Annotated in this window: 18 protein-coding genes; 11 read left to right on the plus strand and 7 right to left on the minus strand. The window is 72.3% G+C overall.

Annotated elements, in window-relative coordinates; translation table 11 throughout:
• Window positions 1-72: 72 nt before the first annotated feature.
• Window positions 73-1,635, plus strand: a complete 1,563-nt coding sequence (locus ACZ499_RS05820; protein WP_468672622.1) for a hypothetical protein — start codon at window positions 73-75, stop codon at window positions 1,633-1,635.
• A 103-nt stretch (window positions 1,636-1,738) separates the two neighbouring features.
• Here the strand turns inward: ACZ499_RS05820 and ACZ499_RS05825 are convergent, their stop codons facing one another.
• Window positions 1,739-2,095 (minus strand): HesB/IscA family protein, encoded by a 357-nt coding sequence (locus ACZ499_RS05825; protein WP_159692765.1) that lies wholly within the window; start codon window positions 2,093-2,095, stop codon window positions 1,739-1,741.
• A 288-nt stretch (window positions 2,096-2,383) separates the two neighbouring features.
• Here ACZ499_RS05825 and nadA point away from each other — a divergent pair, with 288 nt between their 5' ends.
• Window positions 2,384-3,571 carry a quinolinate synthase NadA gene (gene nadA / locus ACZ499_RS05830; protein ID WP_468405454.1) on the plus strand — a complete coding sequence of 396 codons (1,188 nt, stop codon included), beginning with the start codon at window positions 2,384-2,386 and terminating at the stop codon, window positions 3,569-3,571.
• Between the two features lie 65 nt (window positions 3,572-3,636).
• On the opposite strand, the gene ACZ499_RS05835 is transcribed toward nadA, so the two are convergent.
• The 4 genes from ACZ499_RS05835 to ACZ499_RS05850 all read right to left on the minus strand — a co-directional run bounded on the left by ACZ499_RS05835 (window position 3,637) and on the right by ACZ499_RS05850 (window position 7,005).
• Entirely contained in the window at window positions 3,637-4,326 is a 690-nt protein-coding gene (locus ACZ499_RS05835) for a response regulator (RefSeq protein ID WP_371652307.1), read from the minus strand.
• Complete coding sequence (locus ACZ499_RS05840; RefSeq protein WP_468672627.1) at window positions 4,323-5,606, minus strand: sensor histidine kinase; 1,284 nt, start codon at window positions 5,604-5,606, stop codon at window positions 4,323-4,325. Before ACZ499_RS05840 ends, ACZ499_RS05835 begins: the two co-directional genes overlap by 4 nt.
• 232 nt (window positions 5,607-5,838) lie before the next feature.
• Window positions 5,839-6,117, minus strand: a complete 279-nt coding sequence (pspAA, locus tag ACZ499_RS05845) for a PspA-associated protein PspAA (RefSeq protein WP_468672629.1) — start codon at window positions 6,115-6,117, stop codon at window positions 5,839-5,841.
• A gap of 18 nt (window positions 6,118-6,135) precedes the next feature.
• Complete coding sequence (locus ACZ499_RS05850) at window positions 6,136-7,005, minus strand: PspA/IM30 family protein (RefSeq protein ID WP_468672631.1); 870 nt, start codon at window positions 7,003-7,005, stop codon at window positions 6,136-6,138.
• A 206-nt stretch (window positions 7,006-7,211) separates the two neighbouring features.
• Between ACZ499_RS05850 and ACZ499_RS05855 the strand changes: the two genes are divergently transcribed.
• From ACZ499_RS05855 to ACZ499_RS05870, 4 genes are all read left to right on the plus strand, one after another.
• Window positions 7,212-7,808 (plus strand): DUF3043 domain-containing protein, encoded by a 597-nt coding sequence (locus tag ACZ499_RS05855; RefSeq protein ID WP_468672633.1) that lies wholly within the window; start codon window positions 7,212-7,214, stop codon window positions 7,806-7,808.
• A gap of 86 nt (window positions 7,809-7,894) precedes the next feature.
• On the plus strand, window positions 7,895-8,602 hold the full coding sequence (locus ACZ499_RS05860) for a class I SAM-dependent methyltransferase (protein ID WP_468405466.1): 708 nt from the start codon (window positions 7,895-7,897) through the stop codon (window positions 8,600-8,602).
• A gap of 52 nt (window positions 8,603-8,654) precedes the next feature.
• Entirely contained in the window at window positions 8,655-10,412 is a 1,758-nt protein-coding gene (locus tag ACZ499_RS05865) for an ABC transporter ATP-binding protein (RefSeq protein WP_468672636.1), read from the plus strand.
• A gap of 156 nt (window positions 10,413-10,568) precedes the next feature.
• Window positions 10,569-11,666, plus strand: a complete 1,098-nt coding sequence (locus ACZ499_RS05870; protein WP_468672638.1) for a S1C family serine protease — start codon at window positions 10,569-10,571, stop codon at window positions 11,664-11,666.
• 97 nt (window positions 11,667-11,763) lie between these two features.
• On the opposite strand, the gene ACZ499_RS05875 is transcribed toward ACZ499_RS05870, so the two are convergent.
• Entirely contained in the window at window positions 11,764-11,973 is a 210-nt protein-coding gene (locus tag ACZ499_RS05875; RefSeq protein ID WP_283146018.1) for a hypothetical protein, read from the minus strand.
• Between the two features lie 79 nt (window positions 11,974-12,052).
• Here ACZ499_RS05875 and ACZ499_RS05880 point away from each other — a divergent pair, with 79 nt between their 5' ends.
• The 4 genes from ACZ499_RS05880 (at window position 12,053) to ACZ499_RS05895 (ending at window position 16,972) form a co-directional block, all read left to right on the plus strand.
• Window positions 12,053-13,243 carry a bifunctional adenosylcobinamide kinase/adenosylcobinamide-phosphate guanylyltransferase gene (locus ACZ499_RS05880; protein WP_468672640.1) on the plus strand — a complete coding sequence of 397 codons (1,191 nt, stop codon included), beginning with the start codon at window positions 12,053-12,055 and terminating at the stop codon, window positions 13,241-13,243.
• A 64-nt stretch (window positions 13,244-13,307) separates the two neighbouring features.
• Window positions 13,308-14,381: a nicotinate-nucleotide--dimethylbenzimidazole phosphoribosyltransferase gene (gene cobT / locus ACZ499_RS05885; protein ID WP_468672642.1), complete on the plus strand. Its 1,074-nt coding sequence runs from the start codon at window positions 13,308-13,310 to the stop codon at window positions 14,379-14,381.
• Window positions 14,382-14,465: 84 nt separating this feature from the next.
• Window positions 14,466-16,232 (plus strand): phosphatidylglycerol lysyltransferase domain-containing protein, encoded by a 1,767-nt coding sequence (locus ACZ499_RS05890; RefSeq protein ID WP_468405476.1) that lies wholly within the window; start codon window positions 14,466-14,468, stop codon window positions 16,230-16,232.
• Entirely contained in the window at window positions 16,229-16,972 is a 744-nt protein-coding gene (locus tag ACZ499_RS05895; RefSeq protein WP_468672646.1) for a hypothetical protein, read from the plus strand. Before ACZ499_RS05890 ends, ACZ499_RS05895 begins: the two co-directional genes overlap by 4 nt.
• Here the strand turns inward: ACZ499_RS05895 and ACZ499_RS05900 are convergent.
• Entirely contained in the window at window positions 16,921-17,673 is a 753-nt protein-coding gene (locus tag ACZ499_RS05900) for a hypothetical protein (RefSeq protein WP_468405479.1), read from the minus strand. The two genes, ACZ499_RS05895 and ACZ499_RS05900, sit on opposite strands and share 52 nt — an antisense overlap.
• A gap of 81 nt (window positions 17,674-17,754) precedes the next feature.
• Here ACZ499_RS05900 and cobS point away from each other — a divergent pair, with 81 nt between their 5' ends.
• On the plus strand, window positions 17,755-18,537 hold the full coding sequence (cobS, locus tag ACZ499_RS05905; protein ID WP_468672649.1) for an adenosylcobinamide-GDP ribazoletransferase: 783 nt from the start codon (window positions 17,755-17,757) through the stop codon (window positions 18,535-18,537).
• Window positions 18,538-18,568: the final 31 nt, after the last annotated feature.

Below are 18,568 nucleotides of genomic sequence, written 5' to 3' on the forward strand. Positions count from 1 at the left end.
CGCTCCCCCGCTCCGTCCAAGGCGTGTCCCCCGTAAAGGGGATGCGGGATACGACTGGACAGGAGCGATGCGGTGAGCAGCGAGCACACGCAGGACGAGTCGCAACAGCGGCGGACGCGACGATCTCCCTTCGTCCTCGCCTCGGTCGCGGCCGCGGTGCTGGTCGCGGGTGGCGGCGGGGCCTACTGGGCGTCCACCGCCTCGGGCGGCTCGCCCGCCGCCGGAGGCACCGCCGACGCGAAGGCAGGGGCGGGCGCGGACTCCACTCCGCCGCCGCTCGGCCTGGACAGCGGCAGGGAGGGCATCGCCCCCGGCGAACCGGACCCGAACGGTGTGGTCTACCGCGCCGGGGGGAAGCTTCCCGACGGCCCGGCGAAGGCGTCGGTGTACCGCCCGGGCGGCACGGTCGGCGAGGCCGAGGTGGCGAAGCTGGCGAAGGCCCTGGGGATCGACGGTCCCCCGCGCCTGGAGGGGACGGTCTGGAAGGCCGGGATCACCAAGGACGGCGGCGGGCCTGTACTGACGGTCAATCAGAAGGCCCCGGGCAGCTGGACGTTCGCCAAGTACGGCACCGGCGGCACGGACAACTGCCCCAAGGGCAGCAAGTGTCCGATGCACACCACCGGAGCGGACACCTCCACGAGCCCGGTTCCGGGCATCGCGCCCGGCGAGCACGACCCCACGGGAGGCGGCTCGCCGGTGAGCGAGCAGGCCGCGAAGACCGCGGCCGCCCCCGTACTGAAGGCGCTGGGCCAGGACGACGCCAAGCTGAACGCATCCCAACTGATGGGCGCGGTACGGGTGGTGAACGCGGACCCGGCGATCGGCGGTCTGCCCACATACGGCTGGACGACCGGCGTCCAGGTCGGCCCCGACGGCCAAGTGGTCGGCGGCAGCGGCCAGGTGAAGGCGCCGGAGAAGGGCGCCACGTACCCGGTGCTGAACGCCGAGGAGACGCTGAAGCAGCTGAACGGATCGGGCGGCGGGCGCCCGGCGGGCAAGGACTGCACGGGCCCGGTGCCGCTGGAGGACCAGCCGCAGAGCGAGCCCACCAAGGGCAGGCTGCCGAGCGACCCGCAGCGCAAGCTGCCCAGTGACCCGCAGGGCAACATCCAGCAGCCGTGCAAGCAGGGCACGCCCTCGACGGTGACCGTGGACAAGGCGGTGTTCGGGCTCTCCGCACAGTACGTGGACGGGCAGCAGGTGCTCGTACCGTCGTGGCTCTTCGAGGCGAAGCCGACCGGCGCCGCGCAGCCGGTCACCATCACCGCCCCGGCGCTGGCCCCGCAGTACCTGGCGAAGCCGCCCGTGGCGCCGTCCGGTCCCGGCACTCCCCTGCCGACGCCGTCCGGGTCGTCACCGGTCGGCCACCAGGCACTGGTCTCGTACGCGATCGGCCAGGACGGCCGGACGCTGACCGTGACCTTCTGGGGCGGGATCTGCGACAGCTACGCGGCGACGGCGGACGAGAGCGGCACGGAGATCCGGGTCACGGTGGGCGTCGCGCACCACGACCCCAAGAAGATCTGCGCCATGATCGCCAAGAAGGAGACGGTCTCGGTGACGCTGCACCAGACGCTGGGCGAGCGCCAGGTGGTGGACGGCAACACCGGGAAGGCGCTTCCCAAGGCCTGAGCCGCGGGCCGTACGGCACTTGCGCACGACGAAGGCGGGCACCCCGGAGAGGGTGCCCGCCTTCGTCGTGGCGCGAGCCGGCCCGTATCGGCCGACGCGCGATTCAGCTGAACGAGTCGCCGCAGGCGCAGGAGCCCGTCGCGTTCGGGTTGTCGATCGTGAAGCCCTGCTTCTCGATGGTGTCCACGAAGTCGATCGAGGCGCCGCCCAGGTACGGAGCGCTCATGCGGTCGGTGACGACCTTCACGCCGTCGAAGTCCTTGACGACGTCGCCGTCGAGCGAGCGCTCGTCGAAGAAGAGCTGGTAGCGCAGGCCGGAGCAGCCGCCGGGCTGGACGGCGACGCGCAGCGCCAGGTCTTCCCGGCCTTCCTGGTCAAGGAGGGCCTTGACCTTGGCCGCGGCGGCGTCGGACAGGAGGATGCCGTCGCTCACAGTGGTGGTCTCGTCCGATACGGACATCTGCTTCTCTCCCGGGTTGTACGGAGACTGCTTGCCGACGGTGAAAACCGGCGGCGCCCCGGATTCATTCCGGGTCGTGCGTGGGCCTAGGCCGTGCCTTGGCTCACCTTCATGCTCGCACACCCCGGCGCGGGCCGGAAAAGACCTGTGGGCAACCGCGGGCCTCGCGGGTCAGGCGCGAGCGAAGGGGATGTGTCACATCGACGCAATGGCCATCGTCAAACTGACGTGAAGCAGTTATGATAGATAGCGTCATTTAGACGAAAACTCGTCTGCGAAAGAGAAAGGGTGCGTGACGTGACCACCGCCCAGCCCCTGGACGTCCAGCCGACGCCGCTCGCCCTGCTGCTGCTCGGCCGCGAGGCCGACCCGAAGAGCGAGCGCGGCGTGGAGTGCCCCGGCGACCTGCCGTCCCCGTCCGACCCGGACCTGGTGGCGCGGGCCCGCGCGGCCAAGGAGAAGCTCGGGGACAAGGTCTTCGTGCTCGGCCACCACTACCAGCGCGACGAGGTCATCCAGTTCGCGGACGTCACCGGTGACTCCTTCAAGCTGGCCCGGGACGCCGCCGCGAAGCCGGAGGCCGAGTACATCGTCTTCTGCGGTGTGCACTTCATGGCCGAGTCCGCGGACATCCTGACCTCGGACGACCAGAAGGTCGTGCTGCCCGACCTGGCCGCCGGCTGCTCGATGGCCGACATGGCCACCGCCGAGCAGGTCGCCGAGTGCTGGGACGTGCTGACCGAGGCGGGGATCGCCGAGCAGGTCGTGCCCGTCTCGTACATGAACTCCTCCGCCGACATCAAGGCCTTCACGGGCAAGCACGGCGGCACGATCTGCACCTCGTCCAACGCCAAGAAGGCGCTGGAGTGGGCGTTCGAGCAGGGCGAGAAGGTGCTCTTCCTGCCGGACCAGCACCTGGGCCGCAACACCGCCGTCCGCGACATGGGGATGTCGCTGGAGGACTGCGTGCTCTACAACCCGCACAAGCCGAACGGCGGACTCACCGCCGAGGAGCTGCGCAACGCCAAGATGATCCTGTGGCGGGGCCACTGCTCGGTGCACGGCCGGTTCTCGCTGGACTCGGTCAACGACGTACGGGAGCGGATCCCGGGCGTGAACGTGCTGGTGCACCCCGAGTGCCGGCACGAGGTCGTGGCCGCGGCGGACTACGTGGGCTCTACGGAGTACATCATCAAGGCGCTGGAGGCGGCGCCGCGCGGGTCGAAGTGGGCCATCGGCACGGAGCTGAACCTGGTCCGCCGACTGGCGAATCGATTCGCCGCGGAGGACAAGGAGATCGTCTTCCTCGACAAGACGGTCTGCTTCTGCTCGACGATGAACCGGATCGACCTGCCGCACCTGGTGTGGACCCTTGAGTCCCTCGCGGACGGCAAGCTCGTCAACCAGATCCAGGTGGACGCGGAGACGGAGAGCTTCGCGAAGCTGGCGCTGGAGCGGATGCTGGCGCTGCCGTAGGCAGCACGTACGCGCGTATGCGGAAGGGCCGCTCCCGGAAAGGAGCGGCCCTTCCGCATACGGCGCTACTCCACCCTCGGCCGCACCAGCCCCGACTCGTACGCGATCACGACCAGTTGGGCCCGGTCCCGGGCGCCCAGTTTGGCCATCGCCCGGTTGACGTGGGTCTTCACCGTGAGGGGGCTGACCACCAGGCGTTCGGCGATCTCGTCGTTGGAGAGGCCGCCGGCGACCTGGACGAGGACTTCGCGTTCGCGGCCGGTCAGGGCCGCCAGGCGTTCGGCGTGGGCGCCGGGCGGGTCGCCGGAGCCGTCCCAGCTGCCGCCCTGGGCGAGGAAACTGGCGATGAGGCCCTTGGTCGCGACGGGCGAGAGCAGGGCCTCGCCGGCCGCCGCGATCCGGATGGCGTTCAGGAGCTCGTCCGGCTCGGCACCCTTGCCCAGGAAGCCGGAGGCGCCCGCGCGCAGGGACTGCACCACGTACTCGTCGACCTCGAAGGTGGTGAGCATCACCACGTGGACGTCCGTGAGTTCGGGGTCCTCGCTGATCATGCGGGTCGCGGCGAGCCCGTCCGTGCCGGGCATCCGGATGTCCATCAGGACGACGTCGGCCCTCGTCGCGCGGGCCACGGCGACCGCCTCGGCCCCGTCCGACGCCTCGCCCACCACGTGCATGCCCGGCTCGGAGTCGACGAGGACGCGGAACGCGGAGCGCAGCAGCGCCTGGTCGTCCGCGAGTACCACCCTGATCGTCATGCGCAGCCTTCCCCCGGTCCCTCGGCCGCCCGGACGGCCTCGGCCTCCTTGCGGGTCCGTGCCGTACGGGCCGTGTCGGCCGTCTTGACCGGCAGTATCGCCTGCACCCGGAAGCCTCCGCCGTAGCGGGGTCCCGCCGTGCAGGTGCCGCCGAGCGCGCTCACGCGCTCGCGCATCCCGAGCAGACCGTGGCCCCCGCCGTCGCCCCCGGCGGCGCCGTCGCCGTTCCCGGTGCCGTTGTCGATGACCGTGATCTCCGTGTTCGGACCCACCCGCACCACGCTGACCTCGGCCTTCGCGTCCGGGCCCGCGTGTTTGCGTACGTTGGTGAGCGCCTCCTGGATCACCCGGTACGCGGCGAGGTCCACGGCCGCCGGGAGCCCGGCGCGGACGGCTGCGTCGAGGGGGGCGAGCTCGACCGGGAGCCCGGCACGGCGGAAGCCGGCCAGCAGGTCGTCCAGAAGCGCGAGGCCCGGGGCCGGCTCGGTGGGGGCCTCCGGGTCGCCGGACTGGCGCAACAGGCCGACGGTGGCCCGGAGTTCGTTCAGCGCCGAGCGGCTGGCCTCGCGTACGTGCGCGAGGGCCTCCTTGGCCTGGTCGGGGCGCTTGTCCATGACGTGCGCGGCGACCCCGGCCTGGACGTTGACCAGCGCGATGTGGTGGGCGACGACGTCGTGCAGATCGCGGGCGATGCGCAGACGCTCCTCGGCGACCCGGCGGCGGGCCTCTTCCTCACGGGTGCGCTCGGCCCGCTCGGCGCGCTCGCGGATGGACTCCACGATGGCCCGCCGGCTGCGGACGGCGTCGCCGGCGGTCGCGGCGAGGCCGGTCCAGGCGAGCACGGCGACGTTCTCCTGCGCGTACCAGGGCGCGTCCCCGAAGCACATCGCGGTCGCGGTGAGGACGGCCATGGTGGTGATGCCGACGCGGTAGGTGGTGGCGCGGTCGGTGTGCGCGGCGACCGTGTACAGCGCGACGACCGGGCTGATCGCGATCGGGGCGGGCGAGTTGCCCGCGAGCAGGTCGGCGACGGTGACCGCGCCGGTCAGGCCGAGGACCGCGAGCGGGTTGCGGCGGCGCAGCACCAGGGAGACGGCGCCGAGCACGGCGAGGACGAGGGCGGTCACGCTGGGCGTCCTGGTCCCGAAGACGGGGCCGTTGGAGCCGTGGGGGTCGGCGAAGGAGCCGACGATCATGCAGATGAGGACGACCCCGGCGAGGGCGGCGTCCCCGGCGAGGGGGTGGGCGCGGAGCCATCCGTGAATACGGGCGAACGTCACGCCTCCTTACGGTACGGGGCGCGCCGGGCGTACGGAGCCGCTCTCGCGGTCCCGCGCTGAGCAGCCTTGTCGAAGCCCGCTGCCGCACGGCGCCCCGTAAGGAGCGCCGTGCTGTGACATGTGCGGCTCCGCCGCGATGGGGGGTCCCCCTGTTCGAGCGGAGCCGGGAACTCGGGGGAGCGACCAGCCCACGACGACCTGCGGCCGGACCACCGCACTCCCGGCGGAGCGCTCAGCCCGGGATCAGCCCGTCGTCGCTGAGCATCTCCTTGACCTCGTCCAGGGTCGCGTCCTCGGCCGGGAGGATGAGCTCCGACGGCTCCAGGGCGTCGTCCGGGAGGGGCTCGCCCAGATGGCGGACCGCGTCGAGAAGGGCGCCCAGCGTGCGGCGGAAGCCCTCTTCGTCGCCCGCCTCCAGCTCCTCCAGCAGCTCGTCGTCCAGCTTGTTGAGTTCGGCGAAGTGGCTGTCCGCCAGCTTCACCTGGCCCTCCCCCATGATCCGTACGATCATGGCGACTCCTCCTTGGCCCTACTGCTTGTCGAAGCGGGGGGTCTGCTGCTGCGGACGGTCCTGCGGGCCGGCGGCGCCGCCCTCGATGGCTTGCTTGCCCGACGTGCCGCCGGTGAGCTCGGCCTTCATCCGCTGCAGTTCCAGCTCTACATCCGTACCACCGGAGATGCGGTCGAGCTCGGCCTGGAGGTCGTCCTTCTGGAGGCCGGACTGGTCGTCGAGGGCGCCGGAGGCCAGCAGCTCGTCGATCGCACCGGCCCGCGCCTGGAGCTGCGCGGTCTTGTCCTCGGCCCGCTGGATGGCCATGCCGACGTCGCTCATCTCCTCGGAGATGCCCGAGAAGGACTCGGCGATCCGGGTCTGCGCCTGGGCCGCCGTGTAGGTCGCCTTGATCGTTTCCTTCTTGGTGCGGAAGGCGTCGACCTTGGCCTGGAGCCGCTGGGCCGCAAGGGTGAGCTTCTCCTCCTCGCCCTGCAGGGTCTGGTGCTGCGTCTCCAGGTCGGTGACCTGCTGGGTGAGGGACGCGCGGCGGGTCAGCGCCTCGCGCGCCAGGTCCTCGCGGCCGAGCGCCAGCGCCTTGCGGCCCTGGTCCTCCAGCTTGGTGGACTGGCTCTGGAGCTGGTTCAGCTGCAGTTCGAGCCGCTTGCGGGAAGTCGCCACGTCGGCGACACCGCGGCGCACCTTCTGGAGCAGCTCCAGCTGCTTCTGGTACGAGTAATCAAGGGTCTCGCGCGGGTCCTCGGCCCGGTCAAGGGCCTTGTTCGCCTTCGCGCGGAAGATCATCCCCATACGCTTCATGACACCGCTCATGGGCTTCGCGCGCCCCCTTCTGAAGGACTCCAGCTCCAGCTGCTGCAACAGAACCCACAGTACGGGCCCTGCATCCATTACCGCACTGTTCGGGCGCCGATGCGGTCATCCGCAAGGACGACTACGTCCCCGCCCGCTCCGGCGCAGGGAGTAGGTGACGGTCAGGGACCGCGCCGCTACTTCCCGCAATCCAGCCCGCGCACACCCCTGATGACGCAAGGCGTTGCCGGATCGTTCCCCACCGGCCTGTGGTCCATGCGCGCGACCCCGTACCCTTGGGTTTTGTGTTCCGTAGCCGTTCCAAGGAAGAGAAGGCCCCCACCGACAAGGTGACGGCGGACCTCTCCAAGCAGCCCCGCGACCCCGAGGCCCCCAAGGGCCGGCCCACCCCCAAGAGGAGTGAGGCCCAGACCCAGCGTCGTCGGGCGTCGACCGTGCCGAGCGACCGCAAGGAGGCCGCCAAGCGTTCGCGCGAGGTCCGCCGCATCGAGCTGGCCAAGCAGCGCGAGGCGCTCGCCAATGGCGACCAGCGCTATCTGCCGGCCCGCGACAAGGGTCCCGTGCGCAAGTTCGTGCGCGACTACGTCGACTCCCGGTTCTGCGTCGCCGAGTTCTTCCTGCCGCTCGCCGTGATCATCCTGGTCCTCTCGATGGTCCGGATCGGCAGCCTGCAGAACATCTCGCTGCTGCTGTGGCTCGCCGTGATCGTGCTGATCGTGATCGACTCCATCGGTCTGGCGTTCCGTCTCAAGAGGCAGCTCAAGCAGCGCTTCCAGGATGAGCCCACCAAGGGCGCGGTGGCGTACGGCCTGATGCGTACGCTCCAGATGCGCCGACTGCGTCTGCCGAAGCCGCAGGTCAAGCGCGGGGAACGGCCCTGAGCACGGGAGTCGCCGCCTTCAGCGGCGCCTCCGGCCACTGGCTGAAGGGCCTGGGCGGACTGCGCAACACCGTGCGCCAGGAGCTCGTGGCCCGTCAGCTCGACGAGCAGATAGCCGCCCGCTTCCCGGTCGGCCAGCGGCTGCGCGTCCTCGACGTCGGTACGGGCCAGGGCACCCAGGCCCTGCGCCTGGCCCGGGCCGGGCACACGGTGACCGGCCTGGAGTCCGACCCCGAGATGCTCAGGGTGGCGCGCGAGTCGCTGTCCACCGAGCCGGAGGGCATCCGCGAGCGGGTCCGGCTGATCGAGGGCGACGGCAACGAGACCGGGGTGCATTTCCTGCCCGGCTCGTTCGACGTGGTGCTCTGCCACGGCGTGCTGATGTACGTCCAGGAGCCGGATGCCATGCTGGCGGGCCTGGCCCGGATGCTGGCCCCCGGCGGCCTGCTCTCGCTGCTCGTACGCAACGCGGACGCGCTCGCGATGCGCCCGGGGCTCGCCGGGGACTGGTCCGCGGCGCTCTCGGCCTTCGACACCGACGCGTACACCAACCGGCTGGGGCTCTCCGTCCGCGCCGACCGGCTGGAGAACCTGACCCGCACCCTGGACGGCATCGCGGCCCCGCTGCACGTCTGGTACGGCGTGCGCGTCTTCACGGACAACGTGCCCAACGACGTCCAGCTCCCGTCCGCCGAGGAGCTCGACCGGCTGCTCGCCGCCGAGGACAAGGCGGGCCGCACCGATCCCTACCGTCAGGTCGCGGCGCTGCTGCACCTGTGCGGAGTGCGGGGCTGACCCTCCGTCCGGGTGAGTCAGGTACGAACGGCGCTTTTCGCGTCCTACCGGTGTGACCACTGACGACACGAGCTCCAAGCTGCCCGCCCGGGAGACCTGGCGGGCGCTCTATCGCCACTTCCGGCCGCACCGCGCCACCGTCGCCCTCGGGGCGCTGCTGACCCTGGCGGGCGCGGCCACCGGGCTCGCCCAGCCGCTGGCCGCCAAGGCCCTGGTGGACCGGCTCGGCGGGGACGAGCCGATCGCGGGGGTGCTCGTCCTGCTCACCGCGCTCGTGGTGGTGGGCACGGTGGTCGAGTCGTTCGGGGCGTACGTCCTGGAGCGCACCGCCGAGTCCGTGGTCCTCTCCGCCCGGCGCACCCTGATCGGGCGGCTGCTGCGGCTGCGGCTGCCCGAGGTCGAGCGGCTGCCCCCGGGCGATCTGATGTCCCGGGTGACCTCCGACACCACCCTGCTGCGGGCGGTCACCACCCAGTCCGTGGTCTCGGCCGCCACCGGCGGGCTCACCTTCCTCGCGACGATCGCGATGATGGCGTACATGGACGCGGTCCTCCTCGGCGTCACGCTCGGCGTGATCGTCCTGATCGGCTCGGCGGTGGCGATGGTGATGCCGCAGATCTCCCGGGCCACCGCGCGGGCGCAGGCGTCGGTGGCCGAGATATCCACCGTCCTGGAGCGGGCGTTCGGCGCCTTCCGCACCCTCAAGGCCTCCGGCGCCGAGGAGCGCGAGACGGCGGTGGTGGACGCGGCGGCCGAGGAGGCCTGGCGGCACGGGGTGCGCTCGGCCAAGTGGCAGTCGGTGGCCGGGACTTCGGTCGGCCTCGCGGTGCAGGTGTCGTTCCTCGCGGTGCTCGGCATCGGCGGCGCGCGGGTCGCCTCGGGCGCGATCTCCGTGTCGACGCTCGTCGCGTTCCTGCTGTTCCTGTTCTATCTGATCGACCCGGTCTCCAGGCTGGTGCAGGCGGCCACGCAGTACCAGGTGGGCTCGGCCGCGATCGCCCGGATCGAGGAGGCCGAGCGCCTGGAGACCGAGGAGCAGGCGCCCGCCGCCGTGTCCCCGCCGCGCACCGGACCCGCCTCGGTGGTGTTCGACGAGGTGACCTTCCGCTACCGCGACGACCTTCCGTACGTCCACCACGGGGTCTCCTTCACGGTGCCCGGCGCCGGGATGACCGCGTTCGTGGGGCCCTCGGGCGCGGGCAAGACGACGGTGTTCGGCCTGGTCGAGCGGTTCTACGAGGCGACCGGCGGCCGGATCCTGATCGACGGCCGGGACGTGCGCGACTGGCCGCTGGCCGAGCTGCGCGCCACCATCGGCTATGTCGAGCAGGACTCCCCCGTGCTGGCCGGGACCGTCCGCGAGAACCTGGTCTTCGGCGCCCCTGACGCCACGGACGCGGAGATCGCCGACGTTCTCGTACGGGCGAAGCTGGACGCGCTGGTGGAGCGGCTGCCGGACGGTCTGGACACCGTGGTCGGGCACCGGGGTTCGAAGCTGTCGGGCGGCGAGCGGCAGCGGGTGGCGATCGCGCGGGCGCTGCTGCGCAAGCCCCGGCTGCTGCTCCTGGACGAGGCGACCTCGCAGCTGGACGCGGTCAACGAGCTGGCGCTGCGGGACGTGGTGGCCGAGGCCGCCCGCGACACGACGGTCCTGGTGGTGGCGCACCGGCTGTCGACGGTGACGCTGGCGGACCGGATCGTGGTGATGGAGGCGGGCAAGGTACGGGCGGTGGGCACCCATGCCGAGCTGGTGGCCGGGGACCCGCTCTACGGGGAGCTGGCGGCGACACAGTTCCTGGCGACGGCGTGACCCGGCGGGCCTGCGGGCCGACCTGGCCGTACCGACCGGGTCGCCCGGCCTGACCGCCCACCTGGCCGTCCCACCTGGCCGTCCCACCTGACCGGCCCGGCCTGATCGGACCGTCGTGGGAGGCCGTGCGCCGGGGCCGGGGCGATACTGCGGACCATGGATGGATCCGTGACCCGCGGCCGGGTTCACCGGCTGCTGCTCCCCGTGACGGCGGCCTTCGCCACCGCCGCCCTGCTGGCCGGCTGCTCCGGCTCCGGCGCGTCGCACTCCTCCCCGGCGCAGGCCAACGCGGCCGCGCCGAAGAAGGTCGAGGCGCCCCGCAGGGCGGACGGCCACGGACTGCAGGCCGACTACGAGCGGGTGATCAAGGACGTACTGCCGTCGGTCGTCCAGATCGACGCGGCCAACAGCCTGGGCTCCGGCATCGTCTACGACGCGCAGGGGCACATCGTCACCAACGCCCATGTGGTGGGCGGCGAGAAGACCTTCAAGGTCTCCACCGCCACCGGCGGCGGCGCGATCGGCGCCCGGCTCGTGGCGGCCTATCCCGAGCAGGACCTCGCGGTGATCAAGCTGGACTCGGTGCCGAACGGGCTGAAGCCGGCCAAGTTCGGCGACTCCACGAAGGTCGCGATGGGCCAGATCGTGCTGGCCATGGGGTCGCCGCTCGGCCTGTCCAGCAGCGTCACCCAGGGCATCGTCTCCGCGACCGGCCGGACGGTCACCGAGAGCCGCGCGGGCGGCGGCACCGGCGCCACCATCGGCAACATGGTGCAGACGTCGGCGGCGATCAACCCCGGCAACAGCGGCGGCGCACTGGTCAACCTGGACAGCGAGATCATCGGCATCCCGACGCTGGCGGCGACCGACCCGGACATGGGCGGCAGCGCGGCCGCGGGCATCGGCTTCGCCATCCCGGCCTCGATGGTGAAGACGGTCACGGACCAGATCATCAGGAGCGGCAAGGTCACCGACTCCGGCCGGGCGGCCCTGGGCGTGACCGGACGTACCGTCGTCGACTCCCACTACCAGCCCGTGGGCGTCGCGGTCGTCGAGGTGAAGGGGGGCGGGGCGGCCGACAAGGCGGGGCTGCGGGCCGGGGACATCCTCACCCGGCTCGGGGACACCGACATCAGCACGATCACCTCGCTGTCGGAGGCGCTGGCCGCCGACAGGCCCGGCCAGACCGTCCAGGTTACCTATACGCGCGGCGGCTCGGTGAAGACCGCCCAGGTCACCCTCGGCGAGATCTGAGTCCACGACGCCGGGCGGAGCGCTCCCCGGCGCACGGCGGCGCCCGCGGACCCCTTCGGTCCGCGGGCGCCGCCTTGTGCCACCGTGCGTCCGCGCGTCAGGACGCGTCGGCCTGCAGGCTCATCGGGCCGTAGATCTTCTTGCCGTCGTCGAAGAGGTGCACCTGGTCGGCCCCGCCCTCCAGCAGGTCCTTCCAGACCTCACCGATCCAGGACTCCGCGTCGCCCTGGGTCGTGAACTCCTCCGGTGCCACCGCCGGCTCGACCTCCGTCCCGTCGGACTTCTCGAATCGCCACGTCCACGCCATGTGCGCCTCCCGGGTCACGTTGCTGCCCGCAGCGTAGCCGGGCGCGCACCGGGTGCGGTGACGCGGGAGGATCGTCTTCGTGGAACTGACTCTCCTCGGCACCGGAGCCCCCGAAGGGCTGCCGCGCCCCGACTGCCCCTGCGCCGCGTGCGCCTCGGCCCGCGGCGACCAGGCGCGCGCCGCGACCGCCCTGCTCGTCGACGGCGCCCTGCTGCTCGATCTGACCCCCGGGGCGGCGCTGGCCGCCGCCCGGACCGGGCACTCGCTCACGGGCGTACGGCAGGTCCTGCTCACCCATCCGCACGACGGGCCCGCGGTGGAGCTGCCCCCCGGGCTCCCCTCGGCCGGGCGGGTGCCGGACGGCCGGGTCCTGACGCTGATCAGCGGGCACCGGGTGCGGGCCGTGCCGCTGGACTCGCCGGGCACGGGGTACGAGGTGACCTCGCCGGAGGGCGAGCGGCTGCTCTATCTGCCGCCGGGGGGCGCGCCGTCGGGGCTGGCCGGGGCGTCGCCCACGTACGACATGGTGGTCTGCGACGTCCTGGGGCGGCCGGACGCGCTGGCGCGGCTGCGGGCGGCGGGCGCCGTGAGGCCCGCCACCGATGTGGTGGCCGCGCACATCGACCACGACGTGCCGCCCGGCCGGGAGCTGGCCCGGCGGCTGGCGGCGGCCGGGGCGCGGGCGGTGCCGGACGGGACGACGCTGATCGTCGGGGAGTACCACGCGGTGCCGGACCTGCCGCGCCGCACGCTGGTGCTCGGCGGCGCCCGCTCGGGAAAGTCGGTGGAGGCCGAGCGCCGTCTGGAGGCCTTCCCTGAGGTCGTGTACGTGGCGACGGGCGGCACCCGGGACGGCGACGCGGAGTGGGCGGCGCGGGTCGGGCTGCACCGCGACCGGCGGCCCGGCGCCTGGCGCACCGAGGAGACCTGCGACCTGGTGCCGCTCCTCGCCTCGGCCGGGCCCGCGCTGCTCGTGGACTGTCTGTCGCTGTGGCTGACCGACGCGATGGACCGGACCGGGGCGTGGTGGGAGGAGGAGAAGCCGCCGGAGGCGGTGCGGGAGCGGGTGGCCGAGCTGGTCGCGGCGGTCCGGGCGACCCCCAGGACCGTGGTGTTCGTCAGCAACGAGGTGGGCTCCGGAGTGGTGCCCGCGACGCGCGCCGGACGAATGTTCCGGGACGAGCTCGGCAGGCTCAACGCGGCGGTCGCGGGCGAGTGCGAACACGTGCTCCTGGTGGTCGCCGGGCAGCCTCTGGTGCTGCGCTGCTGAACCCGGGCCCGATCTTGCCGCACCACCCGTGGGGCACCCTTCAAGTGCCGGTACTGTTCAGCGAATGAGCAGGCTGAATCTCGACGACTTCTCCGATCTGATCGAACGCCCCGACAGCGGTGTGCGGCGTGACGCCGAGGAACGCCGGGAGCGGCTGACCGTGCCGTCCGGCTCCCTCGGCCGGCTCGACGAGCTGGGCGAGTGGCTGTCCGCCGCGCAGGGCACGGTTCCGGTCAAACCCATCGAGCACCCGCGCGTGATCCTCTTCGCCGGCGACCACGGCGTCGCCGAGCTGGGCGTCTCGGCCCGCCCGGCGGGCTCCGCGCACACCCTGGTGCGGTCGGTGCTCGACGGCGCGGGCCCCGTCTCCGTACTGGCCCGCCGCCTCGGTGCCCCCGTACGGATCGTCGACGCGGGACTGGACTGCGACCCGGAGCTGCTGCCCGAGGACGTCGTACGGCACCGGGTGCGGCGCGGCAGCGGGCGGATCGACATCGAGGACGCGCTGACCGTCGAGGAGGCCGAGGCGGCCGTACGCCTCGGGATGCGCATCGCCGACGAAGAGGCCGACTCCGGCACCGACTTGGCCGTGCTCGGCGACCTCAGCGTCGGCGGCACCACCGCCGCGGCCACCCTGATCGCGGCGCTCTGCGGCACCGACGCCTCCGTGGTCACGGGGCGTGGCGGGGCCGCGATCGACGACCTGGCGTGGATGCGCAAGTGCGCGGCGATCCGGGACGCGCTGCGCCGCGCGCGGCCGGTTCTGGGCGACCAGCTGGAGCTGCTGGCGGCCGTCGGCGGCGCCGACCTTGCCGCGACCACCGGTTTTCTGCTTCAGTGCGCGGTGCGCCGAATGCCGGTCATCCTCGACGGGGTGGTCTCTTCGGCCTGCGCGCTCGTTGCCCAGCGGGCCGCCTTCCGGGCTCCGGACTGGTGGCTGGCCGGTCAGCTGAGCGGTGAACCGGCCCAGTCCAAGGCACTGGACCGGATGGCACTCAACCCTCTGCTCGATCACGGCGTCACTGTCGGTGAAGGAACCGGGGCCCTGCTCGCTCTCCCTCTCGTGCAGGCCGCCGCCGCCCTGGCCGCGGAGCTGCCCGAGCGCGCGGAGGCCGAGGGGGATCGCGCCGAAGACTGAGCCGCGGCGCGGCCGGGCACCGCCCCGGCCGCGGCCGTGACCGCCATGAGGCGCGATGTCCGATGCCCCATATGCTCGCGTTTCATGGGAGAAGTCCGCTTGACCACCGAAGGATTGAACCGGAGCACCGTCCGGTCGCGACGCAGTGCGGCATTCGCCGTCTGGTACCTGCGCGCCGTGACGTTCATCAACTTCCTGAGCGCCGTATGGGTTTCGCTGGGCCAGGACCTTCGACGTCACAACACGGACGAGTACTTCACGCCGTACCTGCTCGACGCCGGTTTCGCCTCGGGCGTGGTCACGCTCTTCCTCGCGGTCACCATGCGCCGCCGCAAGCGGGCCGCCTGGATCCTGAACATGGTGCTCAGCGGCCTGGTCCTGCTGCTGTACGCGTTCGTCATGGTCTTCCCCGATTTCCGGCAGTACGCACAGAATTGGGTGTCCCTGGTCCTGACCGCCGCCTTCGTGCTCGCGCTGCTGTTCAGCCGACGCGAGTTCTACGCGAAGGGCGACCGCTCCAACCCCAGGCTCGCGGCCGCCGTCGCGGGCGTCGGGCTGCTGGTCACCTCGCTGGTGGCCACGCTCCTGGTCACCGTCTCCAACACGTACGAGGGCAGCCAGCACTCCACGTTCCTGGGCCGCTGGCGTTACGGCGTGATGCGGCTCGTCTCGCTGGTGCCGGACGACCACGACATCACCGGGATCGACACCCCGGGCTGGGTCGACGTCACCATCAACGTCCTGTCCACGCTGCTGCTCATCGCCGTGATCTACGCGGCCTTCCGCAACCGCAAGGCCGTCGACCCGCTCACCGTCGAGGACGAGGAGAAGCTGCGCGCGCTCCTGGACAAGCAGGGCGAGCGCGACTCGCTCGGCTACTTCGCGCTGCGCCGCGAGAAGAGCGTCATCTGGTCCCCCACCGGCAAGGCCGCCGTGGCCTACCGGGTGGTCGGCGGCGTCTCCCTGGCCTCCGGCGACCCGATCGGCGACCCCGAGGCGTGGCCCGGCGCGATCGAGCCGTGGCTGGCAGAGGCGCGCGAGCACGGCTGGACCCCGGCGGTGATGGGCGCCAGCGAGGAGGCCGGCACCATCTACGCCCGGCACGGCCTGGACGCCCTGGAGCTCGGTGACGAGGCGCTCGTGGAGACCGCCGACTTCACCCTGGACGGCCGCGCCATGCGGACCGTACGCCAGGCGTACAACCGGGTGAAGCGTGCCGGGTACGAGGTGAGGATCCGCCGTCACGCGGACATTCCTGCCGAAGAGATGAGTGAACTGCTGCGCAAGGCCGACGACTGGCGCGACGGCGCCACCGAGCGCGGTTTCTCGATGGCCCTGGGCCGTCTGGGGGACCCGGCGGACGGCCAGTGCGTGATGCTGGAGTGCACGGACGGCAACGGCGACCTGCGGGCCGTCCTGAGCTTCGTGCCGTGGGGGCCGAACGGCCTCTCCCTCGACCTGATGCGCCGCGACCGGGACTCCGAGAACGGCCTGATGGAGTTCATGGTCATCGAGCTCCTCCAGCGCGCCAAGGAGATCCAGACCACCCAGGTCTCGCTGAACTTCGCGATGTTCCGCTCCGTCTTCGAACGCGGCTCGAAGCTCGGCGCCGGTCCCGTGCTGAGGCTGTGGCGCTCGCTGCTCAGCTTCTTCTCCCGCTGGTGGCAGATCGAGTCGCTGTACCGGGCCAACGCCAAGTACCGCCCGATCTGGGAGCCCCGCTTCATGCTCTTCGAGAAGTCCGCCGACCTGCCGCGCATCGGTATCGCGGCCGCGCGCGCGGAAGGCTTCCTGGAGGCCCCCGGGCTGCCCAAGTGGCTGCACCGCAGGCACCTGGAGTCCCAGAGGTGAAGGTCCCCCTCTCCCTGACGGGCAACGGACCAGTACGTCGGTTCGCCCGGCGGGAGTGGGGGCCGCTCCACCTGGCCGTCCGCTACGCGCTCACCACCCAGCGCTGGCGGGCGGTCCCCATGACGCTCGGCGCGGTCGCGCTGACATCGTTGTTCCAGCTCGTCCAGAACCAGCCCTGGGGCTTCCGCCCGGTCCAGCTGATCGGCTCGGTCAAGGCCGAGGACGCGCTGTGGATCTCCCTCCTGCGCACCCCGCTCTCCCTCTTCGTCCCGGCCCTTGACCTGCCGGTCTGGGGCGCGCTCGGCCAGCTGCTGCTGGTCTTCGGAATCGCGGAGATCTGCATCGGCCGCCACCACACCCTGCTCATCGCGTACGCCGCGACCCTGGCCGGGACGATGTACGCGCGCGTGGGCATCGCACTCGGCCCCGACAGCGCCCTGGGGCTGCCCGCCTCGGACGCCAAGATGGTCGACACCGGCCCGTCGGCCGCGGTGGTGGGGCTCGCGGTGTACGTGTGCTGGCGCTACCGGGCGTACTGGACGGCCGGGGTGGTGGTCGCGTCGATGGTCGGCGAGGTGCTGATCAAGGACAACCTCGCGGGCAAGGAGCACATCGCGGCGATAGTCGCGGTGGGCGTGCTGTGCTGGATCACCACGGTGCGCCAGAAGCGCCGCCGCGAACGCGCCGGTCAGGGGCGGCGCACCGGCAGCCTGTCCGGGGCACCGCCGATAAAGTCCTGAGCCCGGCGCCGCAGCCGCGTCCAGCGCCGGTCGTGCCGGTAGACCCGCATGGCCGACCGGGCGCGGGCCCGGGGCCGCTTGCGGTAGGCCCGGCGGGCCCACGGCGAGCCGGGCCGGGCGAGCCGGATCGCGCCGACGAGCGCCACGAACGGGATCAGCGTGCCCATGATGGCGAGCCGGAACTTGCCCTTGAAGAGCGCGATCAGCACGAAGCAGAAGTTGATCGAGAGGGTGAGGATGAACGACGCCCGGTCGTGCTGTTCCTGCGCTGTCATGTCGTTGACGCCGAGCGGCGAGAACCCGCCGAGGGCGAGCAGCACCAGGGCGGCGGTCAGCACCACCACCTCGACGCTCTTGCGGCCCTGCTCGGTCCAGTAGACGTCGTCCAGGTGCAGGATCAGCGCGAACTCGTCGAGGACCAGGCCCGCGCCGACCCCGAAGACGACCGCGAAGACACAGGCGCCGGTCCCGTGCCGCCCGCTGCCGACCGCCCCGAACCCGCCCAGCACGGTGAGGATCACCCCGGGCACCACGTGGTGGATGTGCATCCCGCCCGGCTTGATGTTGCGGAACGGGCCGCGCCCGGCCCGGATGAGCCGGGTGATCGTACGGGTGACGAGGAAGGTCAGCACGAACGACGCCAGGGCGAGCAGCATCGGAAGCTTGCCCGGCTCGACGAAGTTCCGGTTGAACCAGCTCATCCCCATCCGTTCCGTATTGATGCAATACGCGCAATTTACCCCGGTGGGGCCGGGGACGGCGCCCGGGATACCCTGCGGCCGATGAATCCCATGGACGGCATACGCTTCGCCTTCGGCACGCTCACCGCGCTCCCGGTACGGGTCACCCGCTGGGACCGCGAGGCGGCCCGGGCGGGGATGCTCTGGGCGCCGCTGGCGGGTCTGGTGATCGGCGCCTGCGCGGCGGCCGTCGGCGGGATCCTCCTGCTCCTCGACTCGGGCCCGCTGCTCGCCGCCGTCGCCACGGCCGCGGTCCCGGCCGCGCTCACCCGGGGCCTGCACCTGGACGGCCTGGCGGACGTGGCCGACGGCCTGGGCAGCGCGAAGCCCGCCGAGGACGCGCTGCGGATCATGAAGCAGTCGGACATCGGCCCGTTCGGCGTGCTCACCCTGGTCTTCGTGCTCCTGGGCCAAGTGGCCGTCCTCACCGAGCTGTACGCGGAGAGCTGGACCCGGGGCGCGGCGGCGGCCACGATCGCGGCCGTCACGGCCCGCCTGGCCCTCACGCTCACCTGCCGCCCCACCGTCCCACCGGCCCGCCCGGACGGCCTGGGAGCGACGGTGGCGGGGGCGGTGCCCTGGCGGGCGGCGGCGGGGGCGGCGGTGCTGGTCGCGGCGGGGTGCGCGGCGGGGGCGGGGCTGCTGCTGGGCCCCGGTGCGGCCCTGCACCAGGCGGTGGCGATGGCGGCGGCCCTGGGCGCGGCCCAACTGCTCCTGGCCCACTGCGTACGCCGCTTCGGCGGGGTCACGGGAGACGTGTTCGGCGCGGTGGCGGAGACGGCGACGACGGCAGCGCTGATCGTGTCGGCGCTGGGGGCGCTCTAGGACGTGCGGGCCGTCTTGGGCTGAGCACGCA

Source organism: Streptomyces sp. NPDC031265 (assembly GCF_055570295.1).